This is a genomic window from Bacillus sp. NPDC093026, from assembly GCF_044754665.1.
Lineage (GTDB): Bacteria > Bacillota > Bacilli > Bacillales > Bacillaceae > Bacillus > Bacillus maqinnsis.
Genome location: NZ_JBIVPN010000001.1, coordinates 34,238 through 58,288 on the forward strand (window position 1 = coordinate 34,238; position 24,051 = coordinate 58,288).

General features: G+C 39.4%; 28 protein-coding genes and 2 pseudogenes. 21 read left to right on the forward strand and 9 right to left on the reverse strand.

Annotated features, from left to right (window positions below):
* The first annotated feature begins 100 nt into the window (after positions 1-100).
* The 4 genes from kamA (at position 101) to ACIQCE_RS00215 (ending at position 2,918) form a co-directional block, all read left to right on the forward strand.
* Positions 101-1,501, forward strand: a complete 1,401-nt coding sequence (gene kamA / locus ACIQCE_RS00200) for a lysine 2,3-aminomutase (protein WP_400493111.1) — start codon at positions 101-103, stop codon at positions 1,499-1,501.
* A 2-nt stretch (positions 1,502-1,503) separates the two neighbouring features.
* The gene (locus tag ACIQCE_RS00205; protein ID WP_353855510.1) at positions 1,504-1,785 is read left to right on the forward strand and encodes a YokU family protein; all 282 of its coding nucleotides are present in this window, start codon (positions 1,504-1,506) and stop codon (positions 1,783-1,785) included.
* An 80-nt stretch (positions 1,786-1,865) separates the two neighbouring features.
* The gene (locus ACIQCE_RS00210; RefSeq protein WP_400493112.1) at positions 1,866-2,090 is read left to right on the forward strand and encodes a YozE family protein; all 225 of its coding nucleotides are present in this window, start codon (positions 1,866-1,868) and stop codon (positions 2,088-2,090) included.
* Between the two features lie 147 nt (positions 2,091-2,237).
* Positions 2,238-2,918 carry a hypothetical protein gene (locus ACIQCE_RS00215; RefSeq protein ID WP_400493113.1) on the forward strand — a complete coding sequence of 227 codons (681 nt, stop codon included), beginning with the start codon at positions 2,238-2,240 and terminating at the stop codon, positions 2,916-2,918.
* On the opposite strand, the gene ACIQCE_RS00220 is transcribed toward ACIQCE_RS00215, so the two are convergent.
* On the reverse strand, positions 2,915-3,049 hold the full coding sequence (locus tag ACIQCE_RS00220) for a hypothetical protein (RefSeq protein WP_353855513.1): 135 nt from the start codon (positions 3,047-3,049) through the stop codon (positions 2,915-2,917). The two genes, ACIQCE_RS00215 and ACIQCE_RS00220, sit on opposite strands and share 4 nt — an antisense overlap.
* Positions 3,050-3,170: 121 nt before the next feature.
* On the opposite strand from ACIQCE_RS00220, the gene ACIQCE_RS00225 reads away from it, so the two are divergent.
* From ACIQCE_RS00225 to ACIQCE_RS00245, 5 genes are all read left to right on the forward strand, one after another.
* Entirely contained in the window at positions 3,171-3,341 is a 171-nt protein-coding gene (locus tag ACIQCE_RS00225; RefSeq protein WP_099728725.1) for a YozD family protein, read from the forward strand.
* Positions 3,342-3,393: 52 nt separating this feature from the next.
* Complete coding sequence (locus tag ACIQCE_RS00230) at positions 3,394-4,002, forward strand: phosphatase PAP2 family protein (protein ID WP_400493114.1); 609 nt, start codon at positions 3,394-3,396, stop codon at positions 4,000-4,002.
* Positions 4,003-4,056: 54 nt separating this feature from the next.
* A complete protein-coding gene (locus tag ACIQCE_RS00235) occupies positions 4,057-4,374 on the forward strand; it encodes a YodL domain-containing protein (RefSeq protein ID WP_400493115.1) in 318 nt (105 codons plus the stop codon).
* Positions 4,375-4,487: 113 nt separating this feature from the next.
* The gene (deoD, locus tag ACIQCE_RS00240) at positions 4,488-5,183 is read left to right on the forward strand and encodes a purine-nucleoside phosphorylase (protein WP_400493116.1); all 696 of its coding nucleotides are present in this window, start codon (positions 4,488-4,490) and stop codon (positions 5,181-5,183) included.
* Between the two features lie 68 nt (positions 5,184-5,251).
* Positions 5,252-6,079 carry a M15 family metallopeptidase gene (locus ACIQCE_RS00245; RefSeq protein WP_400493117.1) on the forward strand — a complete coding sequence of 276 codons (828 nt, stop codon included), beginning with the start codon at positions 5,252-5,254 and terminating at the stop codon, positions 6,077-6,079.
* Between the two features lie 41 nt (positions 6,080-6,120).
* On the opposite strand, the gene ACIQCE_RS00250 is transcribed toward ACIQCE_RS00245, so the two are convergent.
* A complete protein-coding gene (locus ACIQCE_RS00250; RefSeq protein WP_353855519.1) occupies positions 6,121-6,372 on the reverse strand; it encodes a hypothetical protein in 252 nt (83 codons plus the stop codon).
* 92 nt (positions 6,373-6,464) lie between these two features.
* On the reverse strand, positions 6,465-7,163 hold the full coding sequence (locus ACIQCE_RS00255; protein WP_400493118.1) for a class I SAM-dependent methyltransferase: 699 nt from the start codon (positions 7,161-7,163) through the stop codon (positions 6,465-6,467).
* A 151-nt stretch (positions 7,164-7,314) separates the two neighbouring features.
* Here ACIQCE_RS00255 and ACIQCE_RS00260 point away from each other — a divergent pair, with 151 nt between their 5' ends.
* On the forward strand, positions 7,315-8,700 hold the full coding sequence (locus ACIQCE_RS00260) for a S41 family peptidase (RefSeq protein ID WP_400493119.1): 1,386 nt from the start codon (positions 7,315-7,317) through the stop codon (positions 8,698-8,700).
* 39 nt (positions 8,701-8,739) lie between these two features.
* On the opposite strand, the gene ACIQCE_RS00265 is transcribed toward ACIQCE_RS00260, so the two are convergent.
* The 3 genes from ACIQCE_RS00265 to ACIQCE_RS00275 all read right to left on the reverse strand — a co-directional run bounded on the left by ACIQCE_RS00265 (position 8,740) and on the right by ACIQCE_RS00275 (position 11,294).
* Positions 8,740-10,227: a sodium:solute symporter family protein gene (locus tag ACIQCE_RS00265; protein ID WP_400493120.1), complete on the reverse strand. Its 1,488-nt coding sequence runs from the start codon at positions 10,225-10,227 to the stop codon at positions 8,740-8,742.
* Positions 10,227-10,430 (reverse strand): DUF3311 domain-containing protein, encoded by a 204-nt coding sequence (locus ACIQCE_RS00270; RefSeq protein ID WP_400493121.1) that lies wholly within the window; start codon positions 10,428-10,430, stop codon positions 10,227-10,229. Before ACIQCE_RS00270 ends, ACIQCE_RS00265 begins: the two co-directional genes overlap by 1 nt.
* Before the next feature lie 246 nt (positions 10,431-10,676).
* Positions 10,677-11,294 (reverse strand): nitroreductase family protein, encoded by a 618-nt coding sequence (locus tag ACIQCE_RS00275; protein WP_353855524.1) that lies wholly within the window; start codon positions 11,292-11,294, stop codon positions 10,677-10,679.
* A gap of 139 nt (positions 11,295-11,433) precedes the next feature.
* On the opposite strand from ACIQCE_RS00275, the pseudogene ACIQCE_RS00280 reads away from it, so the two are divergent.
* Positions 11,434-11,767: pseudogene (locus ACIQCE_RS00280) on the forward strand (winged helix-turn-helix transcriptional regulator).
* A gap of 76 nt (positions 11,768-11,843) precedes the next feature.
* On the forward strand, positions 11,844-12,059 hold the full coding sequence (locus tag ACIQCE_RS00285) for a hypothetical protein (RefSeq protein ID WP_353855525.1): 216 nt from the start codon (positions 11,844-11,846) through the stop codon (positions 12,057-12,059).
* A 37-nt stretch (positions 12,060-12,096) separates the two neighbouring features.
* Here the strand turns inward: ACIQCE_RS00285 and ACIQCE_RS00290 are convergent, their stop codons facing one another.
* Positions 12,097-12,558: an Hsp20/alpha crystallin family protein gene (locus tag ACIQCE_RS00290; RefSeq protein WP_400493122.1), complete on the reverse strand. Its 462-nt coding sequence runs from the start codon at positions 12,556-12,558 to the stop codon at positions 12,097-12,099.
* Positions 12,559-12,644: 86 nt separating this feature from the next.
* On the opposite strand from ACIQCE_RS00290, the gene rarD reads away from it, so the two are divergent.
* The 4 genes from rarD (at position 12,645) to bshB2 (ending at position 14,950) form a co-directional block, all read left to right on the forward strand.
* Positions 12,645-13,559 (forward strand): EamA family transporter RarD, encoded by a 915-nt coding sequence (gene rarD / locus ACIQCE_RS00295; RefSeq protein WP_400493123.1) that lies wholly within the window; start codon positions 12,645-12,647, stop codon positions 13,557-13,559.
* Between the two features lie 78 nt (positions 13,560-13,637).
* Positions 13,638-13,919: a hypothetical protein gene (locus tag ACIQCE_RS00300; protein ID WP_353855528.1), complete on the forward strand. Its 282-nt coding sequence runs from the start codon at positions 13,638-13,640 to the stop codon at positions 13,917-13,919.
* The gene (locus tag ACIQCE_RS00305; protein ID WP_400493124.1) at positions 13,916-14,278 is read left to right on the forward strand and encodes a YojF family protein; all 363 of its coding nucleotides are present in this window, start codon (positions 13,916-13,918) and stop codon (positions 14,276-14,278) included. Before ACIQCE_RS00300 ends, ACIQCE_RS00305 begins: the two co-directional genes overlap by 4 nt.
* 6 nt (positions 14,279-14,284) lie before the next feature.
* On the forward strand, positions 14,285-14,950 hold the full coding sequence (gene bshB2 / locus ACIQCE_RS00310) for a bacillithiol biosynthesis deacetylase BshB2 (RefSeq protein ID WP_400493125.1): 666 nt from the start codon (positions 14,285-14,287) through the stop codon (positions 14,948-14,950).
* A gap of 129 nt (positions 14,951-15,079) precedes the next feature.
* On the opposite strand, the pseudogene ACIQCE_RS00315 reads toward bshB2, so the two are convergent.
* Together ACIQCE_RS00315 and ACIQCE_RS00320 are read right to left on the reverse strand one after the other, a co-directional pair.
* A pseudogene (locus ACIQCE_RS00315) lies at positions 15,080-15,310 on the reverse strand (MATE family efflux transporter); the annotation flags it as partial.
* Positions 15,311-15,418: 108 nt separating this feature from the next.
* Positions 15,419-15,544, reverse strand: a complete 126-nt coding sequence (locus ACIQCE_RS00320) for a hypothetical protein (RefSeq protein WP_353855531.1) — start codon at positions 15,542-15,544, stop codon at positions 15,419-15,421.
* A 597-nt stretch (positions 15,545-16,141) separates the two neighbouring features.
* On the opposite strand from ACIQCE_RS00320, the gene ACIQCE_RS00325 reads away from it, so the two are divergent.
* The 5 genes from ACIQCE_RS00325 to sucA all read left to right on the forward strand — a co-directional run bounded on the left by ACIQCE_RS00325 (position 16,142) and on the right by sucA (position 24,051).
* Complete coding sequence (locus tag ACIQCE_RS00325) at positions 16,142-17,443, forward strand: C40 family peptidase (protein ID WP_400493126.1); 1,302 nt, start codon at positions 16,142-16,144, stop codon at positions 17,441-17,443.
* A 74-nt stretch (positions 17,444-17,517) separates the two neighbouring features.
* Positions 17,518-18,096, forward strand: a complete 579-nt coding sequence (locus ACIQCE_RS00330) for a superoxide dismutase family protein (RefSeq protein ID WP_400493127.1) — start codon at positions 17,518-17,520, stop codon at positions 18,094-18,096.
* Between the two features lie 89 nt (positions 18,097-18,185).
* Entirely contained in the window at positions 18,186-19,064 is an 879-nt protein-coding gene (locus tag ACIQCE_RS00335) for an AAA family ATPase (protein ID WP_400493128.1), read from the forward strand.
* A gap of 11 nt (positions 19,065-19,075) precedes the next feature.
* Positions 19,076-20,992, forward strand: a complete 1,917-nt coding sequence (locus tag ACIQCE_RS00340; RefSeq protein ID WP_400493129.1) for a nitric oxide reductase activation protein NorD — start codon at positions 19,076-19,078, stop codon at positions 20,990-20,992.
* Between the two features lie 224 nt (positions 20,993-21,216).
* Entirely contained in the window at positions 21,217-24,051 is a 2,835-nt protein-coding gene (sucA, locus tag ACIQCE_RS00345; RefSeq protein WP_400493130.1) for a 2-oxoglutarate dehydrogenase E1 component, read from the forward strand.

A 24,051-nucleotide genomic window follows, 5' to 3' on the forward strand; every position in this document is an offset into this window, starting at 1 on the left:
AAAGCAGGCAAAATGCACCTTTTGTAAACAATAGGGGTATTTTCCCATGTTGGCACATAACTTGCGTAGTATAAAGTGAATGCTGATAGGGGGAATGGATATGAATCAGAAACTGTATGAACCAATGCGCCATTGGAAGGACATTGAGCTTTGGAAGGATGTACCTGAGGAAAAATGGAACGACTGGATTTGGCAACTGACGCATACGGTCAAAACGCTTGATGATTTAGAAAAAGTTGTCAATTTAACAGAAGAAGAAAAAGAAGGGGTGAAGATCTCAACCAAAACCATTCCGCTTAACATCACACCCTATTATGCCTCACTGATGAATCCAGACGATCCAAGGTGTCCAATACGTATGCAATCTGTTCCGATTGCAGAAGAGCTCCACAAAACAAAATACGACCTAGAAGACCCGCTTCATGAAGATGAGGATTCACCTGTTCCAGGATTAACGCATCGATATCCAGATCGAGTACTGTTTCTTGTCACAAATCAATGCTCTATGTATTGCCGATATTGTACGAGAAGACGTTTTTCTGGTCAGATCGGAATGGGGGTTCCTAAAAAACAGTTAGATGCGGCGATTGGCTACATTAGAGAAACACCTGAGGTTCGTGATGTGCTCATCTCAGGCGGTGACGGACTTTTAATCAATGATCAAGTCTTAGAATACATTTTGAAAAATTTACGAGAGATCCCGCATGTCGAGATCATTCGGATTGGGACCCGTGCACCAGTTGTCTTTCCGCAAAGAATCACAGATGAATTATGTGAGATTTTGAAGAAATATCATCCAGTTTGGCTCAATACTCATTTTAATACAAGTATCGAAATCACCAAAGAATCAAAAGAAGCTTGTGAGCGTCTCGTCAATGCTGGCGTTCCGGTAGGCAATCAGGCCGTCATCCTTGCCGGTATTAACGACAGTGTGCCAATTATGAAGAAACTGATGCATGATCTTGTGAAGATTCGTGTCAGACCTTATTATATTTACCAATGTGATTTATCTGAGGGGATTGGTCACTTTAGAACACCTGTCTCAAAAGGGCTTGAAATCATAGAAGGGTTAAGAGGACATACGAGCGGTTATGCAGTGCCTACCTTTGTCGTAGATGCGCCAGGAGGTGGAGGAAAGATCGCTTTGCAGCCAAATTATTTACTCTCTCAAAGTCCTGATAAAGTGGTCCTTCGTAACTTTGAAGGCGTCATTACATCCTATCCTGAACCAGAACAATATGTGGCAGGGCAAGCAGATGCTTATTTTCACGAAATTTATGAAGAGATAAAGGAACCAGCTGTTGGGATGACGGCAATATTCCAAGATGAAGCAACGTCCTTTACACCAGAAAATCTAAGACGGATGAAACGAAGAGAGTCGTACGAGACAAATCCGGCGCATGATACGCTCAAAAACAAACGAGAAAAACGGGATGAACTAAAAGAGAAGAAATATCAAGCACAACTCAAGAAAGATCAAATTGTCAAGGAGGAGAATTGACCTTGTTCACATGTGATTGGTGTTTGGAAAAGAAAGCTAAGAAAGAACAAACAACAGTTTATTGGGAGCTGATCACTGGGACACAATCAATCGAAATTATAAAAACACCCTCGTTTTCGTGCGAACATTGCGGGATGACGTATCAGAAGGATGAAACGGTGAAGGAGATAGAAGATCAGTTAATATTGGTGGACCAAACAAAACTTCCAGAAAAAATCTCATATGAAGAATTAATGAGCATGAAGCGTTTATTAAAACGAAACTACTTTGATTTTTCTTCATAATTTATACCTCCGCCTATACAAGTCATCAAAATCCTGTATAATATAACATCAAAATAGAGTGTCGCGGAGGGAATAAACAGGTGAAGTCGTTTTACCATTATTTAATGAAGTTCAGGCATCCAAAACCGCAGGATGATACCAGTCATTTTGCTAATGCAGCTTATGAAGATCACAGTTTTCCTAAAACTTCGACAGATTATCATGAGTTATGTGCATATTTAGAATTAAATGGAGATTATTTAACCTCAATGACTACATTCGACGAAGCCTTTGAGCAATACGAAGTGGAAGTCAAAAAAAAATAAATTTTTCACCGCTTGTTCCGTAAATGGGGAAGCGGTTTTTTTATGAAGAAATAAAATGGCGTTTAGTATGGTATGGTTGCCCATGCAGAATTCCTTGCGCCGGCATACGATACGTTAAGACCAAAAGTCGGGCAAGGAGGAGACAAAATGAAGGCGAAAGCACCAAAATATAAAATAGGGGATATTGTCGTCGTTGTCATGTATGGCACAGTTGGAACGATTACAAAAGTCCATCAAATTGACCAGCATTATTTGTATGAGGTCAATCATAATGAGGTGCTTTATTTTGAAACATCACTTCAGCTTTACGATGAATATGATGGGGTGATTGTGGATACTGAGAAGCTGGACATTGAATATGAGTTCCTCATTGGCGATGTTGTATACGTGAAAGATTACGGAAAAGAACTCTTTAAAATCATTGGCCACCGCACTGAAATTTGGCGTTACCTTGATGATGGCTGGGAAGATGTGATTTACGAATTAACGAGGCTAAAAGACGGAGAATGGCTGGAGACAGAGGAAGAAGATTTAACTCTTGTGCTAAGGAAATACGAAATGGACCAATTTGTTCATCAGCTTCTTTTTGTACATTACGTAGGAGAAACCGCCAAAGAAAAAGAAGACGATATGGTTCAGACAGCTCTTTTACATTTAGAAGAGAAACAAGAAAGCGAAGCATCACTAGAGTTCCTTGCTGTATCTATAGTGGATGAGCTTCTGGATATTTATAATGATTATAAAATTCTCTATGAATTTTTTAAAGATCCAGAATACAAGGATATGATGGATTTTATTTTGGAAAGTTTAACAGAGCATTTTGGTTAAAGAAAGACTTGTCCTAACACGAATAAAAAGTAAGGTACACAGAAAAAAGCAATCACATAAAACCATCCCCTCAAGATACGGCCCATCACTTGATCAAATGCGTCTCCATCTAACATGCTTAACCATTTCATTTGCGAGCATGCCCCTTTTCTTTTTGTTTACTGCATTTATATGTATGGAATGAGCCATTATGACAAACTGTAATAAAAAACAGGCGAGGTTCATACATCATAAAAAAGGAGGCGGAAAGCAATGAAAGAAGCGGATTTGGTGATCGATACAGAGGAAATTGCAGAATTCTTCTATATGGAGCTGGTCAAAAGAGGGTACATACCAACTGAACTGGAAACCTTTGAGCTTGCAGACATTACATTTGAATATATGTTGAGGAAAGCAATGATAGTTGAAGAAGAAGCGTGGTAGCCGCTATACTTTGAAGAGATTCCTGAGGAGAAAGGGAGGCGAATCCTTCAACGTGAATGTTATTTTTCTTTTCATTGTTTTTGGAGCTATCAGTGTACTTATGGTTTCCAATGTATTTCAAGAAACGGACAACCATATTATTTTATGGTTTGAACACATTAGACTCCCTTTATTAAACGATATGATGCTGATTGTGACGGATTTAGGTATGAGTGCCACCCTTGTCCCAATCATGCTCATCTTTAGTGTGGTGCTGCTGATGTATAGGCGCTATCACTCGATCATATTGCTTTTTTTCTTGTATATAAGTGAAAAAACGATGAATCATGAGTTAAAGGGTCTGTTTGGTAGGGAGCGTCCAGCCTTTGAGCACCTTGTCAATGAAACATATTATAGCTTTCCGAGCGGACACTCCATGAATGCAGCAACCATCTATCCCTTCATTGCATATCTATTAATTGAACTGATCCCTTGGCTAAAAGAAAGACAAAAAAGAGTCTACTTCATCACTGGATTATTTGTTATCGTCATCGGTGTCAGCCGAATGTATATTGGTGTTCATTATTTGACAGATGTGGTAGGAGGCTTTGCGATAGGACTGGCTTTATTTCTCTTATTTAAAAAGATTGACGAAAAAATGTCCGTCATTCGACAAAAATAGAAGAAGGAGATTATCAAATCCTAGCCAATTTTATATAAAAAGGGAGGGATTTTGATGCAATTGACGTTGAGATTTTTTCAAAAGAAACCTTCAGCCTATCGCTTAACCATTTACCAAACACCTAGTTATGGTGATACTAACGGGCATCAGCCTGTGTACCGGACAATGATTGGCGGCAAAACACATCAAGATGTACTGGAAAAAGCATTCTCAACATTTAATGTACATGATACAGTCCCTAATGATTACAATGCGCGGTTTATCACGACAGGTGATATTGTTGAGATTGATGATAGGAAAAAGGGTAAGTGCTATTATCAGCTCTTTCCGACAGGATGGAAACGTAGTGAAAGAATAAAGTTGATGAGTTAACCAAAGGACCACAGATGCCAGCTCTCTTGCCAGCTGGCTATTTTCTTTTTTTCCCTCAATCGTTTATAATAAATAAGATAAAACACACGTTAAACGTAAGTGGAGGCTAAAAAATGAGTGTACATATTGGAGCAGATAAAGGACAAATTGCAGAAACGGTATTGCTTCCTGGCGATCCGCTTCGTGCGAAATATATTGCAGATACATATTTAGAGGATGTCGAGTGCTATAACGAAGTGCGCGGCATGTATGGCTTTACAGGCACATATAAAGGAAAACGTATTTCCGTACAAGGAACTGGGATGGGTGTACCGTCTATTTCGATTTATGTCAATGAACTCATTCAAAGCTATGATGTTCAAAACTTAATCCGCGTCGGTTCTTGCGGAGCGATTAAAAAAGATGTGAATGTACGTGATGTTATTTTAGCACAGACGTCATCAACCGACTCCCAAATGAATCGTGTCGCATTTGGACCGATTGATTACGCGCCTTGTGCTGATTTTGGTCTACTCAAGAAAGCCTATGACACAGCAGTAGCAAAAAACGTAGCTGTGCGTGTCGGAAATGTATTTACAGCAGACCAATTTTACAATGAAAAACCACTTGAGCTCATGGATCAATACGGCATTCTCGCAATTGAGATGGAAACAACAGCTCTTTACACGCTCGCTGCAAAATTCGGTAGAAAAGCGTTATCGATTCTAACAGTAAGTGATCATGTTTTAACAGGAGAAGAGACAACTGCAAAAGAGCGTCAAACGACTTTTGACGAAATGATCTTAATTGCACTAGATTCTGTTTTATAATAGTATAAAGGGTGTGCTACGATGTAGCGCATCTTTATTTTTTTAGTAGAGCAAAAGGAAGGTATGTCATGAAGAAAAGCTATAAACTACTCTCAATCGCATCGATTCTTGGTTTGACGGCCGCATTATCGGGCTGCCAGTTGCTCGATCAAAAGAGCGACACATCAGATGTAAACAAAACAAACGAACAAAAATCAGCAAATCAATCATCCCAGCAAAACTCAAATGATACGGCAGATCCATCTAATCAAGAGCTGACGTTAAAGAGTGAATATTTCAATGACATCAAGGTTGTCAGTGGGCTGAAAACCATACAAAACCCTGAAAATATTCTTGCACTTGTTAACAAAGAATATGCATTGCCGGGTACCTATAAACCTTCTGATCTCGTTGTACCAAAAGTTGAATTCTCCTTTTCGGAGGATATCGAAAAACGATATATTCGGAAAGAAGCAGCAGAAGCCCTTGCCAAGTTATTTAATAGAGCGAAAAAAGAAAACTACGAGCTTGTTGCTGTATCTGGCTATCGTTCTTATGATCGTCAAAAAACCATTTTTGACAGTGAAGTCAAAATAAAAGGGAAAGAAAAAGCTCAAGAAGCAGTTGCTCTACCAGGTGAAAGTGAACATCAAACAGGACTTGCGATTGATATTTCCTCAAAAAGTGCTGGCTTTGAGATCTCTGAAAAGTTTGGTGAAACACCTGATGGCAAGTGGGTGGCGAAAAACGCTTATAAATATGGCTTTATCATCCGTTATCCAAAAGGGAAAGAAGACATTACGAAATACGAATACGAGCCATGGCACCTGCGCTATGTTGGCAAAGAAGCAGCAAAAGCAATGCATGATCACGACTTAACATTTGAAGAGTATATGAACAAAGTCAAGAAAATATAAGCAAATAAAAGGCCTCCCAGCCATTGGGAGGCCTTCTTTTTTTAAAAAAAGAATAATCCTGCTAATGCGAAGCCAGTAATGAAGCCAAGACCAATTCCATAAGCGGCGCCCCAGCCATAATAACCGCCATAATAGCCGAACCCAAAGCCTTGGCGGAAACCGCCGACTGGACGAATATAGACTTTGCGATTTGTCACCCGTTCAATACGTCCGACATGCACTCTGCCGTTTCGATCGGTGATTCTAGCTACTTTCCCCAAGTGCTGTTGACAAAGTTTGTAGTAGCGCTCCATGTTTTTCCTCCTTTTGACAAACTCTTTTCACTCTTATCTTATGCAAGATAAATGATAGAGTTTGGACAAAACATATAGGAGATTCGCTCATTTTACACAGTACATTCGAATAGAATATGACTGAGATGCTGGTGATGTGCTTGGATGAGGTCATAGTGTGTTTGTAAAGTGTCATAAAGCTTAGACGGTATATGAGGAGATAATTCCATTTCTGTTGGCTCCTCCTGTACCATGTGCTCGTCGAAGGAGAGAATACGTAAATCATGGAAGCCTGCTTCTTTTAACTGCTCCTCCCATTCAGAAGTAGAAAAGAGTGAGCGAAAGCCATAAAATTCTTGAATGGCTGTAAGTTCTTTTGTTGATAGTGGTGCTTTTAACACAGCTTCATTGGCTAACAATTTACCCCCAGGTAAAAGAACACGTTTCATTTCATTAAGAGCTGCTGATAAGTGTGTAAAGCTTAAGACAGATTCACTGATCAATAGAGAAAATGACGCATCTGCAAATGGAAGATTTTCGACTGACGCCTGTATGGCGTTGACCGGCAATTCTTCTCGTTTAAATCTGAGGTTGGCCTTTTCCACCATCAATGGATGTGTATCAATGGCATCTACATGAAAGCCTAGATTTCCTAAATACGCTGCTGTTTGCCCTGTCCCGCAACCAATATCAAGTATGCGCTGATCAAAAAGTAGCTTTGAATGCTCAATCATTGTTTTTGTTAACTCAATTCCACCAGGGTGTGCACCTGATACGCCAAAATAGGCGAGCATTTCTACATAGTCACTCATAAAACCCCTTCTTTCCATATCGTGTTTCTCTATAAAGATATATGCAATGCAAGGTCAAATGGCTTATCTTTTCAAGTAGAAGTTTTATCATCTAGTTGACGGATGAACAATCGTCCTTGATAATAATGAAAGGAGATAAGGTGGTGTTTTTTTGAAAAAACAAATCAAAATCGTAATAGCCATTCTCGTGACAGCAGCACTTTCCTCAGCGATTACTTTTGTGATCACAAAACAAGGTGTTGTCAGTGTCGCAGGAGATGAAAAGTTCAGTAAACTCATGGCTGCTTATACGAAGGTGAAAGATGAGTATTACGAAAAAACGGATGATCAAAAACTAATAGACGGTGCGATTCAAGGAATGATTGCATCACTAGATGATCCATACTCTACATATATGGATCAGGAGGAAGCAAAAGGTTTTAACAATACCATATCTTCGTCATTTGAAGGAATTGGTGCACAAGTGGAAGAAAAGGATGGACAAATATTAATTGTCGCCCCAATTAAAGGCTCTCCTGCTGAAAAAGCTGGTTTGAAACCTCATGATCGAATTTTAGAGGTGGATGGGAAAAGCACAAAGGGGATGTCGGTGAACAAAGCAGTATCTCTTATTAGAGGTAAAAAAGGAACGGATGTTAAGCTACATCTGAATCGACAAGGTGTTGGAAATGTGGATGTGAATATCACAAGAGATACGATTCCGCTTGAAACAGTTTATACAAAGCTAACGAAAGATAAAATAGGAGAAATCCAAATTACATCATTTGCAGAAACCACATCTAAAGAATTGGATAAAGCTATTAATAAGTTAGAGAAACAAGGGGCCAAAGGATATGTCATTGACCTAAGAGACAACCCTGGGGGCATTATGACAGAAGCCATACAAATGAGTAATGACTTTATTGATAAAGGAAAAGTCATTATGCAGGTCGAGGAAAAAGGGAAGATACAAGTGTACAAGGCAGAAAAAGAACGGAAGGTCCATAAACCAGCCGTAGTCCTTGTAAATGGCGGATCGGCAAGTGCTGCTGAAATTATGGCGGCGGCCCTGCATCAATCATCAGGAATTCAAATCGTTGGTGAGAAAACATTTGGTAAAGGAACCGTACAAAATGCCCAAAGCTACCAAGACGGCTCTAGTGTCAAGTTAACCATTGCAAAGTGGCTGACACCGAATGGATCTTGGATTCACAAAAAAGGAATTGAACCACAGGTGAAAGCATCTCTCCCAAGTTATGCAAAGCTGCCATATTTAAATCCGAAAAAGACTTATCAACTGAATGATAATGGAGACGAAGTAAAAGCGGCTCAAAAAATGTTCCAAGCACTCGGCTACAAGGCAAAGGCAAATGGAGAGTATGATCAGGCGTTCCAAACTGTTGTGAAAAGCTTCCAAGCAGATCATGATTTGAAGGCAGATGGAATCTTAACAGGGGATACAACGACTGTGCTCATGACAAAAATACAAGAAAAGCTTAAAAAGAATGATACGCAAATGAAAAAAGCCATAGAATTATTGAAACAAGAAATAAAATAAAGAAAGCAGTCCCTTTTTTGAGGACTGCTTTTCTTGTGTTTATGCGTCTTTTGCGATATTTGCTGCTTTTCCTTCTTCAAACAGTTCGTTCGTGACGGAATTTGATATGCTGTTCTTTTGAAAAAACGGATTAAGGATCAGGATGACAACAACGTTTGCTAATAAACCGAGGAAACCTTCAAAAAGGCCAAATGTGACTTGTGAAATGTTGGCGGTAAAGGTCACAATGATCCCAACCACAAGTCCTGCAATGGTCGCTTCTCTTGATTGCTTCTTCCAAAACAGGCTCATTGCAATCGCTGGGAAAATCTGAACCATTCCTGATACACCGATCAATTGAAGCGTCACAAGTGCCGTAGGGAATAGCATACCAAATAAAAGAGCAAGGCCAATGACAATAAACACCATCGAACGTGTAATGATCGTTAATCTTTTCGGTGACACATTTGGATGAATCAAGTCCCGATATAAATTATTTGCAAATAAATTCGACGCGCCAATGGCCATAATAGAACATGGAATGAGAGAAGCCAGTGCAATCGTTGAGTAAGCAAGCCCCTGCATCACGCCTCCATAAGATGTTTGAATTAAATGAAGAAGAGCAAATCTTGGATTTGTCTCCTCTGGTAAGACTAAAAATGCAATCAACCCAAGGAAGATGACCAAAATCAATACAATGTTATAAAGGGGTAAAAATATGCTGTTTTTACGAATGGCATCTGCACTTTTTGCGGTGAATACACCAGTAGCCGCATGAGCCCACATAAATAAAGCAAGTGCTGAAACGCCTGAAGCTGTAATGAACCACAAAATGCCTTTAGGACCGCTTTCAGGGATTGTTAGAAGCTGAGGAGCTTCCTTGGCTAACGTATTCATCATAGGTGACCAGCCATTAAAATGAATGATCGGCAGTGAAACAACCATAAAGAGCATGATCACCCAAACGAGAATATCTTTTATAATGGCAGTATATGTAGGACCTTTAATCCCGCTGAAAAAAGTATATAGTGCTACTAAGGTAAATGAAATCATAACAACTGCATTGACGTTAATATAATTTGTACCTGCGACAGTTAATGTATCTTGAATGCCGCTGAGCTGAAGACAAATATAAGGAATGAGCATCAGTACACCTACAATAGCAATCAAACTTGACAGAAGCTTGCTGTCAAATCGTACGCGTGCATAATCAGCCAGTGTTGTCAGCTTATGACTTTTTGCGACGGTCCATAGTTTTGGTAAGAAGAAATAAGCAATGAAATAGGCAAGCACAGAATAGGGTATAGCGAAAAAAGCGACACTTCCTGCCGTATAGGCTGTACTGGTTAAGCCTAAAAATGTATAGGCCGTATATAAGTCTGCCCCAACGAGAAACCAGACGAGAAGACCGCCGAATTTTCTCCCGCCGACAGACCATTCTTCGACTGTCTGTCTTGAAGATTTGTCACGACCAGCTACAAATCCGATGACCACGACGATAAAAATAATACATGCAGTAATCAATAAAGCTGTTAAATTTCCTTGCATCAGTCAGTTCCTCCATTTGAATGTTGCATCCTGTAAATAATAAATGTACAAATCGGTGTGAGAACAATCCACAATAGGAGCCAAAAGTGGAAAAATGGCAACCCAATCAAAAATGGATGAATGCGATTGACAAAGGGAAGCAATACGAGCTGTCCGATAAATGGAATGGTTATGAGTAGAATCATGATCAATTTTTTATTCATTATTTCCTCCTGAATATTTTGTAATTTCATCATAATAGCAGTTGTCAGATTAGATCACAAGACCATTTTCAGAAAAAACAATCATTTTCTTTCAGAGCATATTACTATAACGCTTTCATTCTTAAAAGATGGAATTTAAACAATGAGCGGCGTTTAAAAGGGGATTTTCGCGTTGGATAAGTGGAAAGTTTGGAGTAATAATATTTAAAGTAAATAAAAAAGCCCCGGTAAGTGACCGAGACACGTTTAAAGGAAATCAGAGACTTCATTGATGTCAAAACGATTGCTTTTGTGAGCTTCTTTTGCTGCTTTACCGACTGAAATCAGCATAATTGGTTCGTAACGCCCGCTTACATTGAATTCTTTGATGTAAGCTTCTTTACTGAAACCGCCCATTGCACATGTATCATACCCCATTGCTTTGGCAGCAATCATTAATTGCATAGCAGCTAGTGAAGCATTTGAATAGGCAGCTTCACGTGCATATTGCTCGCTTTGATAAGCTCCATTAATTTGGGTCATCAATGTGTTTTTGATGTCTTCTGTAATAACCCCTTGTTCAGCTAGTTCGCTATAGATTTTTTCACCATTTTTGTGAGCTTCAAAATCTCCTAACACAGCAATAACGGCTGATGCTTGCGACACTTGCTTTTGGTTATAAGCAATTGGCAACAACTTTGCTTTTGATTCAGCACTATGGAATACAGTGAAATGCCAATGCTGAAGATTCCATGCAGATGGTGCTTTCGTTGTTATTTCAAGAAGCTCTGTTAACTCTTCTTTTGTCATTTCATGGGATGTATCATACTCTTTCACTGAAGCTCTTTCTTTCAAAATTTCAATCGTTTTGTGATCGATCGCCATTTGGTTATTTCCTCCCGTTTCTGCTAATAGGATGGTACAATAAATAAAAAAGTGAGAAACTTACTTATTGTAACTAGAGACATTTTAAATTGTTAACCGATAGTTTGTCAAACAATCGTGAAAAGAAAGGCTGAAATATATGGCATTTGAATTATGTCCTCACATTCAGGCAAGCATTTTTTCTTCTCGGCAAAAGGTGGAATGGTCTCATCATCCATGTATTGCTTGATGGTCCAAAACGCTTCAAAGACATGACTGACATTATTCCATCCATCAGCCACAAAATGCTCGCAGAACGCTTAAAAGAGCTGGAACAAGAGGGGATCATAGAGCGAACTGTTTTGCCTGAGACACCTGTTAAAGTCATCTATTGCTTAACTGAAAAAGGGAACTCATTAAGCGATGTCTTTAGAGAAGTATCACGCTGGGCAGGAGAGTATGCAGGGTCTCACGATATAAAAGAGCAAGCCTAGTTTAAGGTTTGCCCAATCGTTTTGTCTTCTAATGAATATGCTGATGTTAGGCACATGACAAAGGAGGAGAAAAAGCATGTACCCTCATACTCCGCATTTTCGAGGCGGCGCTCCTGGCATTCCGCCGTATGAATCCAGAGTCCCTTTGTTTTTTGGTTTTGGAGCTCCTTTAGTCGGCGGACTGCTTGGCGGTTTTTTAGGAAGTGCGATTTTTAACTATCCCCGTCCTTATTATCCACCACCACCGCCTGTTCCACCACCTTATGGCGGCGGATATCCACCATATTATTAAGAAAAGAGTAAGCCTGCTTAAGATAAAAGCAGGCTTTTTATAATGGAATATCTATTTCAGAAATGCCTGGATCATCATGCTTTAAAAACATAATCTCCAAAATACCATCCTGATAGGACGCCTTCGTTCCTTTTCTTTTCACAGTTGCAGGAAGGACGATTTTCTTTTGTGCATTTTCTTCAGGGAAATGATCGATAAATAGCAGGTTGGCTGTATGCTTGATTTTGACTTTTTCTGTGTTTGGACGATCAAGTTCAATTTTGACAAACACATGGTCAGTTGTTTCAAACACTTCGACATTCGGCTCTTTTTCTATTTGACTCGTTTTTTTGTTTTGACTAAGTGGATCCTGAAAGGGGAACTGAGCAGGATAATTGGAGCCGAATACACTTTCCATGACTTGATTGACATATTGCTCAACATCTTTAGGGTCCGAGTTCTTTAATATTTCTTTCGAAAATTGCTTTTGAAAAGGGAATAATCGGTTCCAGTCAAACATGCACATCATCCTTTCTAAATGCCCTGAATTAGTATATGCCCAATTGAATGTACGCGTGCTATAATAGACGTTAAGTTTAGAAAGGGATGGTGTACTTGGAGCATCAAGAGCAAACAAAAGGTGTGCTGTATACTGCAACATCTTTTACATTGTGGGGGCTGTTCCCATTATATTGGAAACTTATGGATCATATTTCGTCAGGCGAAATTTTAGCTCACAGAATTTTATGGTCGTTTGTCTTTATGTGCGGTATTCTTCTATATTTAAAGCAAGTCCGCCGAGCCATGCAAACAATAAAAAGGCTTATGTTAGATGGCAAAGCTTTATACTCTTTACTTTTATCTGCTATTTTAATTTCGATCAACTGGTATGTGTACATTTGGGCAGTCAATCATCATTTAATGCTTGAAGCAAGTTTGGGTTATTATATTAATCCACTTGTATCAGTTTTACTTGGGATTATCTTTTTGAAAGAGCGACTGAATAAAATCCAAACCATTGCCATTTTCATAGCCGCAGGCGGTGTTATGATTTCCACAGTTCAGTACGGATCATTTCCTGTGGTTGCCTTCTTATTAGCTTTTAGCTTTGGTTTTTATGGATTGATCAAAAAAAGGATGGCATTCACGAGTGCCATTGGGCTGACCATTGAAACGCTACTCCTTGCTCCTGCCGCCCTTGTTTATTTAATCTTCTTTTTAAAGGAACCAGCGGTCACAATGCAGACAAGCAGCATCGGTTCTCTTGGGTTATTGTTCTTTGCTGGAGTCTTTACAGCAGTTCCACTTCTTTTGTTTTCCGAAGGTGCGAAAAGAATTCCTCTTTATCAGGTCGGGATTCTCCAATATATTGCACCGACAATTACTTTATTCTTAGGGTTGTTTATGTATCACGAACACTTATCAGCAGCAAAAGTCCTGACGTTTCTATGTATTTGGGTTGCGATTTTATTGTTTTCAGCATCACAACTTCGCATGAAAAAAACATCAAATGCTCATTAAAATCAAAAGCAGTTTACTTTTTTTTGATGGCGGATCATGTCATAATAAGTTGTTAACTAATCCATTTGAGGTGATCACATGACACAAGCAAATGAGCTTGTATCAGCTTATCTATCTTTATGGAAAAATCGTCCGCTTAATGTAAGAGATATGCCGTCCTTACAAAAGGCAATATGCGAGGATTTGGAGGATGCACACACGCATCCGCGAGCAAGAAAGTCATTCTATGAAAAGTATGTGATATCTGTGGAGAGGATATTGCAAGCCTCCATTCAACGGGATCATCAATTAAAGCTGATCAGTTTACATACAGAAAAACTAAGAGAATTATTACAAAAAGAAGGAAGGAACAACTTATGAAACCAATTCAAACGGAAGATGTCACAGCACATCTTCAATCGTTTTTAAATCGTCCAGTTTTCGTGCATCTTGAAACGACAACGGGTTCTTATTCAGCGCATGTGAATGAACAAAATATGACCGTTGTGGCGTATATTCGCAATGCAAAAATCGTCTTCTCACAGGCGAAAATAAAAGGACAAGGACCGTATCGTGTCGGTATGAAAACAGAAGATGGCTGGGTTTACGCAGAAGGTTTGACTGACTATGTGGTCGATGAAGAGGGCCGTCTGCTTATGGCAGGACATCTGCCAGATGGGAAACTTGCGATTTCATTACAAATTAGTGAAACACCATTTACGGTGAAGGAGAAAGGGTGACAAGACTTGAAAGAACATGTACTAGTGATACTGCCTCATCCCGATGATGAATCCTTTGGGGTCGCAGGTCTCATTGCACAAAGCAGAAAGCGCGGAATTCCTGTCACGTATGCATGCGCAACACTCGGTGAAATGGGAAGAAATATGGGCAGTCCAACGTATGCCAATCGTGAAACACTTCCTGAATTGAGAAAACAAGAACTGATTCATGCTTGCAAAGAGATGGATATCACTGATTTACGAATGCTTGGACTACGGGATAAGACGCTCGAATTTGAAGATGAGGAATATTTGGCTGATGTAATGGAACAGATCATCGATGAAGTCAAACCAACTCTCATTGTCACGTTTTATCCTGGCCACGGGGTACATCCAGACCATGATGCAACAGGGGAAGCTGTCATTCGAGCACTTTATCGAAAGAAAAAAGAAGACCGTCCTGTGACATACTGCATGGCCATTACGAGAAATAGAGAAGAAATCTTAGGTGATCCAGATATAGTGATTGATATTACCGATGTAGCAGATATTAAATTAAATGCACTCAGAGCTCATCGAACTCAAACAGAAGGCATACTGAGAGAGCTTGAGCAAAAGCTGAAAAATAAAGAACCAGTTGTTCAAAAATGGTTCGATGAAGAAATTTTCTGGACATATCAATGGAATGATTAAATGAAAAGGCAACTGGCTCATGTCAGTTGCCTTTTATGGTGCGTCATATCACCGATTCCCCAAGATGAACAAAACATTTGTCAATCAATCTGAGACCGAACATAGAGTACGACAGCACCAGCTCCGTCAGAGCCTTGGAAACCCACATTTCCCAAAAATCAATACATAATTTAAAACAAAGTTAATAGGAAGTGCAGTCAACGTGATGAGCATCGTCACCCGTGTTTTCCCTAATGCATCCATGAACGACCTCATGACAGAATATTCGAAAAGAGGGATAATCCCAAAAGCAAGGAAACTCAGAAAATGCTGCGTAACGCCTTGTACGGACTGCTTAAGTCCAAGCCCTCTTAATATAAGGGGTGACTGCCATCCAGCTTTGCACGAATACTGTTCGTTTCTCTCATAACAAGTATCCCTCTCTTAACAGAAATAACGAGAGGAATTATATCACGCTATGTAAAAAAATCAATTCTCTGATGGATTATGTTTCTTTGGCTGCTTCGTTTTTTTAAACATTTGGGCATAAATAAAAGAAAGACTGACAACACCTAATATGCTACAAGCATATTGAATCACTTTCTGAATCGTCATTTCCAGCTCACCTCCATACCAATAGAATGTGCAAATTTTGTTATTTTATGACGATTGGTCCAAAGAAGGAGGAAAATCATAAGATAATGAATTGGACCAACGAAGAAACCATTTTTAAATCAGATATGAACGGTATCAGAGGAAATAGGGAGAGGTATTATGTCCTTTAACAGTGAAAGAGCCGACAAACAGTAAAGTCCAAAGCATTCTTCATAATGAGAGAATGCTTTTTTGTAATGAGGAGAAAAAACAGCTAATTAAGTAAAAAGTCATTTGATACAGAAAAATTTGTCATGTAGAATAGAACTATGAAACTAGCAAAGTGCTTGTTTTGACAAATTTGTATACATTAACTTAAAAACTCCTTAAAAAAGTGTTTATAAATCAAGCAAAAAGCCGATAGAAACGATATGGCTTCATTTTAGCGTGTTGAGTTTGCTACTCTAGCCTATTGAATATTGCCCAATGTCTTGGTGTCCAGTAAGATAATAGAAATAAAGAATAAATAATGTAAGAGAAGCAGGACTATGAAATGCAACTCTAAAATAGTGCATAAGTCTTTACTGAACGAAATGAAGAAAGGCGGAGATTTATTATATGAAGAAAAAGGTAGTAACCGGCCTCGCAGTTTCAGCGATTGCTGGCTCAGCTGTGATTGCTGCACCGGCAGAAGCACAAACGATTAAAGTGAAAAGCGGTGACTCACTTTGGAAGATTGCCGAGCAGTACAATACGAGTATTTCCGAACTTCAATCGCTTAATCAACTAAAAACGACAATGATCTTTAAAGGGCAAAGTTTGAAAATTCCTGCAACAAAAAGTAAGAAATCAAACTCATCAGCGAGTTCAAAAGCAGCGAAATCAAGTGCTTCAACAACATCTAGCTATACCGTGAAGCTTGGCGATTCATTATGGCTCATTGCGAAAAATCATCAAATGTCAGTAGCACGCCTAAAAAGTATAAACAGCCTAAACAGTGATCTCATTCGTCCTGGACAAAAGCTGAAAGTGTCTGGAAGTACGAAGACAAGCGGCAATCAATCATCAAACTCAAATTCCAGCTCAAACAAAAAGACCAACAGCTCCAATAGTTCGTCCTCAGCATCTAGTACATATAAAGTCAAATTAGGTGACTCATTATGGAAAATTGCCAATTCGTTAAATATGTCGATTGCCGAAATCAAAACATTGAATCAGTTAAAGTCTGATATGATTTATCCAAACCAAGTACTGAAAGTAAAAGGAGCTGCCCCTTCAAAACCAAAGCCGAAGGCACCTACTAAGCCAAATCATCAATCTTCTAACAACAATCATTCGTCAAGCGGTCAAACAACATCTTATACAGTCAAATCAGGAGATTCATTATGGAAGATTGCCAATCAATTTAAAGTTCAAGTTCAGTCCATTCGCACAGCAAACAGCCTGAAAAGTGATGTACTTAGAATTGGACAAGTTTTAAAGATCAAGGGTGCTGCTTCTGGTTCAACATCTAAGGGTGCAACAAGCCCGTCAAACAATCACAAAACCGAGGCACCAATGAATGCGAAAATTACAACTATGATTCAAGAAGGCAAAAAATTAACAGGAATTCCTTACAGATGGGGCGGCAATACACCTGCGGGGTTTGACTGCAGTGGTTTTGTTTACTATCTGATTAATAAAGTATCATCTGTATCTAGACTAAGCACAGCAGGCTACTGGAATATGATGACGCCTGTCAGCACGCCGCAAGTTGGAGACTTTGTCTTTTTCACAACATACAAAGCGGGTCCTTCTCACATGGGATTATACCTTGGTGGAGGAAACTTCCTTCATGCAAGTGACAACGGGGTAGGCATTTCTAACTTGAGTAATCCTTATTGGAAAAAAGCCTATTTAGGTGCGAAACGTTTCTTCTAAAAAGCCGATTTTCGGCTTTTTTTGTTTGCTTTTCGAGGAGATTGTCCATACTGGTAACAAAAGGGGGCAGTCATATGAGAATATCAATATGGGCGATCATGATTTGTTTAACCTTTGTGGTATCAGCATGTCATGCACCGCCGAAAAAAGAAACGACAGAAGAGAGCCATGAAGTCGCAGCACCTAAACCACCGCCTATCATCACGACATTAATCAATGAAAATGGTCAAAAAATAGGAAGCATTGACGTGAGGGAATCGTCAAAATCCGGGCTGGATCTTCATGTGAAAGCCACAGGACTTCCTCCAGGTTCGCATGGTTTCCACATTCATGAGACAGGGATATGTGAAGCTCCGGACTTTGAAACGGCAGGTGCTCATTTTAATCCAGCGCACAGGGAGCACGGTTTTGATAATCCAAAGGGGTATCATGCTGGAGATATGCCGAATTTAGAGGTTGGGGCAGATGGTAAAATTGATGTCGTTGTCAATGTGCCAGATGTGACATTAAAGGGAGGTTCGCATCAATTATTCAGTCAAAATGGGCGAAGCTTTATCATTCATGCAGAAGCAGATGATTACTTAAGCAACCCTTCTGGAAATTCAGGAAAACGTATCGCTTGCGGAGCAATCACAAAAGAAATGGTAAAATAACAACAGACGAACCTTTATGTATTGAGTGCATAAAGGTTTTTTTAGTATACTTGTTGAGGAAATTGATCGAAGAGAGGAATTAATCGTATATGTTCAACCAACAATCACTCCCAGAAGAAATACAAGCAATGATCGAAAAGAAAACAAAAGATCTAGAAGAAGAATTTCGTCCGTTAATAGGCTCAAGCGGATATGAATCGCAGGATACTTCTATTATTAATGATGCCATCATTGCCCTGGCACTTGGTAAAAACGTCCTTTTAAAAGGACCGACTGGATCAGGTAAAACAAAACTAGCTGAAACCTTATCCGCTTTCTTTAAACAGCCGATGCATAGTATAAACTGTTCAGTTGATCTTGATGCAGAAAGCTTAGTTGGATATAAAACCATTCACAATGATGGTAATATCGCTTCTATCGAGTTTATCGAAGGACCCGTCACAAAGGCGATGAAAAAAGGTCACCTTCTATATATTGATGAAATCAACATGGCAAAGCCAGAAACATTACCGATTTTAAATGGTGTACTCGATTACCGAAAAATGATGACAAATCCTTTCACAGGTGAAGTAGTGAGAGCAGAAGAAGGCTTCGGTGTCATTGCGGCAATTAATGAAGGATATGTTGGCACTGTGCCTCTCAATGAAGCGTTGAAAAATCGTTTTGTCGTCATAGATGTTCCTTACATTAGCGGTGGCATATTAAAAGACGTTTTACAATCACAGTCCGTTTTAACTGATGAGCGTTTAATAGATCAATTTGTTCAGCTATCATCCGATCTGATGACACAGGCTCATCATGGTCAAGTCAGTGAAGAGGCGGCATCTATCCGAGCGCTGTTAGATACTTGTGATCTCGCGCAGTTCATTCCACCGCTTCGCGCAGTTGAACGTGGAATCGTTGAAAAACTAGAAGATGACCGGGAAAAAGCAGCGGTAAGAAATATCGCACAAACATTATTCGAGTGAGGTTCTGACTTTTGAAATTTATCAAATTTAATGACAGCAGAATCGATTCATTTCTATTTATGGAATTAACCGACCTAGCCAAAACGTTAGCCAAAAGTAATGATGTTGAGCTTGAATACGGCGTGCAGTCCTATTATGAACCTTTTGAAAAGAAAATTTTCATTAGCCATTTTTGGGATGATCGTAATCAAGAAGACATGACAGCAGGATTAAAAAGTGATGTTTTCCTACGTGCAATTGGTACAGTTTATAGTGATCTGCCTGTGTTTAAGGAAATGGTTCAGTATGCTCACAAATTATCTATTCCTGATTTATGTAAACAGTTGTTTATGCTGTTTGAAGATATCCGTATTGAAGAACGGATTAAACGTGATCGCCCAGGAACAAAAAAGGTATTCAAACGAAGAAGAGAGCTCTATCGTCGTCACTTTAAGACACAATTAACCATTAATCAAGAACGGAGCATCATAACGGACGCATTGTTTTGTGCCATTTATGTCAAGCTGACAGCTCATTCCCCGTTAGAAGAAATTCCAGCTCTTCATGAGCGCATTAATCCGATGATTCCTTTTATTGAGTCAAGTCTTGAACGTGTGTATGAAGCAAGTTCAACATCTGACATCGCCTCAATCGTGAAACAATTGACAGAGGGCTTTGATGAGCTTCTTGAAAAAGACATGCTGAATACGTATTTCTTCTTCCCAGAATTGGACTATGAAAAAGCGGCAAAAGAACCGCTGTTTCATGACTTAAAAAGAAAGCCTAAATTAAGTGATGACCTAAAAGTAGATCGGGAAAAAGAGGGAGATGAAGACATCCACCAAGAGTATATGGAAGTGTGGCATAGAGAAACCGAAGCACCGTCCAAAAGTTTTCTTCAATTCGATCTAGAACATGGCGGCAAAAGAGACCTTGGCAAAGATGCGGCAAGAGAAGGAGATGATGGTGATCAGGCGCTTGGCACCGTTCAGGGATCGGCGAAACAAACAGAGCGAAAAGACTATTCAAAGCTTGAAGCATTAGAAGAGGCACAAGGACAAGAAGCCCAAGGGGATGCACTGGAAAATGGAAAAGAGAATAAATATGCTTTTCCGGTGATGATCACACCCGGGCCTCCCGCACCAGAGCATATAGATCTATACAAACAGCATGCCAAAGCAATAGAGCCTTACCAAAAACGCTTAAAACACATGATCCAAAAAACACTTGAACATAAAAAAACATGGCCAAAAACAGATCTTCATGCGGGGCGGCTTAGTAAAAAGCTCATTCGGTATTTTACAGAATCAAATCCACGTCTTTTCTATCAGAAGCAAGCACCATCATCCCAGATTGATGCCGTTTTCACTTTATTAGTTGACTGTTCTGCGAGTATGTTTGACAAAATGGATGAAACAAAAAAAGGGATTGTTCTTTTTCATGAAGCATTAAAATCCGTTCAAGTACCGCACCAAATTGTCGGGTTTTGGGAAGATACAAACGACGCAACGGAAACAAGCCAGCCTAACTATTTTAATACAGTGGTGTCGTTTAAAGACTCTTTATTTGATGCAGGTCCTTCAATTATGGCACTTGAACCAGAAGAAGATAACCGTGACGGCTATGCAATTCGTCAAATGACAAAAATGATATTAAAAAGAAGAGAAGAGCAAAAATTTCTTATTGTGTTCTCTGATGGAGAACCAGCGGCCTTCAGCTATGAGCAAAACGGGATTGTCGATACGCATGAAGCTGTGCTAGAAGCGAGGAAAAAAGGAATTGAGGTCATCAATGTCTTTTTATCGAATTCCCCTATAGAAGAGGCACAAATGAAAACCATTCAAGATATGTATGGCAAGTTCAGCATTTTTGTACCAGATGTCGATACATTACCAGACGTCTTGTATCCGTTATTGAAGAAATTACTGCATAAAAGCATTGGGGCATAAAGTTTTGTCCCTTTTTTCAAAATATTTTTCGGAATGATTTAAATTTTTTGTTTTTCTTTGAATTTTTTATCTTTAATTGAACAAAGAATGTAGAAAGTAATCCGAAACAGTGGTAAAATATTATTGGAAGCGTTTTATTACATAAATTTGGTCATTGTGTCCTGAAAGTTATATCGAGATAGTGTTCAATCACTTGATGATCAAAGTTGGGGGTAGTATTCAAAATGTTTCAAAATGATGTGAAACAACCGTTGAGTTGGGAAGAATTTCATGGTCCGAACCTCGGCTATGTGCTCGAGCTCTATGATCAATATGTCCAAGATCCTAATAGTGTTGATGAAGATTTAAGAGGAATATTTGCGGAGCTTGGTGCACCACCGAGTGAAACGAAGGAGGAAATTGGGAAAAAAGAAAATAGCATAGTTACTTCTGAACAAATCCAAAAGATAGCATCAGTCGTTAAACTGGCAGAAGACATCAGAACGTATGGCCATTTAAATGCTTCCGTCAATCCTCTTCGCAAAGAAAAGGAAGTACAAGAGCTGTTTCCTTTAAAGGATTATGCCTTAACAGAAGAAGATGTCAAGAAAATCCCAGCATCTATTATTAGTGCAAACGCACCAAAACACATTTCAAACGGCATAGAAGCCATTAACCATTTAAGAAATACGTATAAGCGCACCATTTCATTTGAATTTGATCACGTCCATGACTTCGAAGAACGGAACTGGCTCTTAAAGTCTGTTGAATCTGGTGAATTATTTACGAAAAAACCGGCTGAAAAGCTAGTTTCTGTGTTTAAAAGGCTAACAGAAGTTGAGCATTTTGAGCAGTTTCTTCATAAAACATTTGTTGGGCAAAAGCGCTTTTCTATTGAAGGCTTAGATATGCTTGTTCCAGTACTTGATGAGATTATATCAGAATCTGTGACACAAGGAACTTCAAATATTAACATTGGAATGGCTCATCGAGGCCGTTTAAATGTATTAGCACATGTTCTAGGAAAACCATATGAAATCATTTTCTCGGAATTCCAGCATGCACCAAATAAAGAGCTTGTCCCATCAGAGGGCTCAATTGGCATTAGTTACGGATGGACAGGAGATGTAAAGTACCATCTCGGGGCTGATCGTCAAATTAAAGATGAAGATACAAAAAGTGCAAGAGTAACTCTTGCCAATAATCCAAGTCACTTGGAGTTTATTGACCCAATTATTGAAGGCAGTACGCGTGCAGCTCAGGAGTTGCGTACTCAAAAAGGCTATCCAGTGCAGGATGAAGAAAAAGCATTAGCCATCTTAATTCACGGGGATGCTGCATTCCCTGGAGAAGGAATTGTTGCAGAAACATTAAATTTAAGCCAATTGGTCGGCTACCAAGTAGGTGGAACGATCCATATCATTGCAAATAATATGATTGGATTCACAACTGAAAGCAATGAATCTCGTTCTACGAAATACGCAAGTGATTTAGCAAAGGGCTTTGAAATTCCGATTGTTCACGTCAATGCGGATGATCCAGAAGCATGTTTAGCAGCAGTTCAACTAGCCGTTGAATATCGCAAACGCTTCAAGAAGGATTTCTTAATTGACCTGATCGGTTACCGCAGGTACGGTCATAACGAAATGGATGAGCCATCTACGACTCAGCCAATGCTATACGAAGCGGTCAGAAAGCATAAAACCGTCAAGAATATCTTTGCAGAAAAGCTTGAAACAGAAGGGCTTCTGACAAAAGAGCAAAAAGAAGAAATCGAACAGACCGTTACTTCTAAAATAGAAGAAGCATATAAAAAAGTACCTTCAAAGAAAGAGCATGCGATTCAAGAAATTGAATTGCCTGAGCCTGTATCTAATGGCTTCCCAGCAGTTGATACGTCAGTTGAATTTGATGTCTTAAGAAAGCTGAATGAAGAGTTAATTAGCTGGCCGAAAGATTTCCAAGTATTCGGTAAGCTAAAGCGGATCCTTGAAAAACGTGCAAAGGTGTTTACAGATGATCGTAAAGTGGAATGGTCACTTGGAGAAGCACTGGCATTTGCATCTATATTAAAAGACGGTACGCCAATTCGAATGACCGGGCAGGATTCAGAACGAGGAACATTTGCTCAAAGAAACCTTGTTCTTCACGACAGTCAAACTGGAGATGAATTTATTGCGCTGCATCAATTGAGTGATGCAAATGCATCATTTGCAATACACAACAGCCCACTGTCAGAAGGCTCTGTTATAGGGTTTGAATATGGCTATAATGTCTATTCTCCTGAAACTTTAGTGATTTGGGAAGCTCAATTTGGAGATTTCGCAAATGCGGCTCAAGTTTATTTTGATCAATTTATTTCAGCTGGTCGGGCTAAATGGGGGCAAAAATCAGGTCTTGTGATGCTCTTGCCGCATGGATATGAAGGACAAGGACCAGAGCATTCAAGTGGAAGAACAGAGAGATTCCTGCAATCAGCTGCAGAGAATAACTGGACGGTTGCGAATCTGACAAGTGCAGCGCAGTACTTCCATATTCTTAGAAGACAGGCAAAGATGCTTCTTCGTGAAGAGATTCGCCCACTTGTCATCATGACACCTAAAAGTCTGCTTCGTAACCCGAACACATTGTCTGAAGTACAAGAATTAACGGATGGACAGTTCCGTCCAGTGCTTGAACAGCCTGGTCTCGTGCACGATCATGAAAAGGTATCACGCCTTGTCCTCTCTAGTGGGAAAGTATCTATCGACATAAGTGATCGCTTCACTCAAATGGAAGAACCAAAAGACTGGCTTCATATTGCAAGAGTGGAACAATTATATCCATTCCCTGCAAAAGATATTAAAGCGATTTTAGCGAAACTGACAAATCTAGAAGAAATCGTATGGGTGCAAGAAGAGCCACAAAATATGGGGGCTTGGGGTTACATTGAACCATATTTACGTGAAATGGCTTCTAATAAAATAAAAGTGCGTTATATCGGCCGCAGAAGACGATCAAGTACGGCTGAGGGTGATCCAACTGTTCACAAAAAGGAACAAGAACGAATTGTATCTGATAGCTTGACTCGCAAAAACTAA

Coding starts and splice junctions, on each gene's coding strand:
- ACIQCE_RS00270 (WP_400493121.1), bottom strand. CDS start 10,430: ATGAATAAAAAATTGATCATGATTCTACTCATAACCATTCCATTTATC.
- ACIQCE_RS00255 (WP_400493118.1), bottom strand. CDS start 7,163: ATGAGTGACTATGTAGAAATGCTCGCCTATTTTGGCGTATCAGGTGCA.
- ACIQCE_RS00305 (WP_400493124.1), top strand. CDS start 13,916: ATGAAACCAATTCAAACGGAAGATGTCACAGCACATCTTCAATCGTTT.
- rarD (WP_400493123.1), top strand. CDS start 12,645: ATGGTGTACTTGGAGCATCAAGAGCAAACAAAAGGTGTGCTGTATACT.
- ACIQCE_RS00220 (WP_353855513.1), bottom strand. CDS start 3,049: ATGAAATGGTTAAGCATGTTAGATGGAGACGCATTTGATCAAGTGATG.
- ACIQCE_RS00235 (WP_400493115.1), top strand. CDS start 4,057: ATGCAATTGACGTTGAGATTTTTTCAAAAGAAACCTTCAGCCTATCGC.
- deoD (WP_400493116.1), top strand. CDS start 4,488: ATGAGTGTACATATTGGAGCAGATAAAGGACAAATTGCAGAAACGGTA.
- ACIQCE_RS00285 (WP_353855525.1), top strand. CDS start 11,844: ATGTACCCTCATACTCCGCATTTTCGAGGCGGCGCTCCTGGCATTCCG.
- ACIQCE_RS00215 (WP_400493113.1), top strand. CDS start 2,238: ATGAAGGCGAAAGCACCAAAATATAAAATAGGGGATATTGTCGTCGTT.
- ACIQCE_RS00320 (WP_353855531.1), bottom strand. CDS start 15,544: ATGACGATTCAGAAAGTGATTCAATATGCTTGTAGCATATTAGGTGTT.
- ACIQCE_RS00250 (WP_353855519.1), bottom strand. CDS start 6,372: ATGGAGCGCTACTACAAACTTTGTCAACAGCACTTGGGGAAAGTAGCT.
- kamA (WP_400493111.1), top strand. CDS start 101: ATGAATCAGAAACTGTATGAACCAATGCGCCATTGGAAGGACATTGAG.
- ACIQCE_RS00290 (WP_400493122.1), bottom strand. CDS start 12,558: ATGTTTGACTGGAACCGATTATTCCCTTTTCAAAAGCAATTTTCGAAA.
- ACIQCE_RS00245 (WP_400493117.1), top strand. CDS start 5,252: ATGAAGAAAAGCTATAAACTACTCTCAATCGCATCGATTCTTGGTTTG.
- ACIQCE_RS00330 (WP_400493127.1), top strand. CDS start 17,518: ATGAGAATATCAATATGGGCGATCATGATTTGTTTAACCTTTGTGGTA.
- ACIQCE_RS00275 (WP_353855524.1), bottom strand. CDS start 11,294: ATGGCGATCGATCACAAAACGATTGAAATTTTGAAAGAAAGAGCTTCA.
- ACIQCE_RS00225 (WP_099728725.1), top strand. CDS start 3,171: ATGAAAGAAGCGGATTTGGTGATCGATACAGAGGAAATTGCAGAATTC.
- ACIQCE_RS00325 (WP_400493126.1), top strand. CDS start 16,142: ATGAAGAAAAAGGTAGTAACCGGCCTCGCAGTTTCAGCGATTGCTGGC.
- ACIQCE_RS00335 (WP_400493128.1), top strand. CDS start 18,186: ATGTTCAACCAACAATCACTCCCAGAAGAAATACAAGCAATGATCGAA.
- ACIQCE_RS00265 (WP_400493120.1), bottom strand. CDS start 10,227: ATGCAAGGAAATTTAACAGCTTTATTGATTACTGCATGTATTATTTTT.
- ACIQCE_RS00300 (WP_353855528.1), top strand. CDS start 13,638: ATGACACAAGCAAATGAGCTTGTATCAGCTTATCTATCTTTATGGAAA.
- sucA (WP_400493130.1), top strand. CDS start 21,217: ATGTTTCAAAATGATGTGAAACAACCGTTGAGTTGGGAAGAATTTCAT.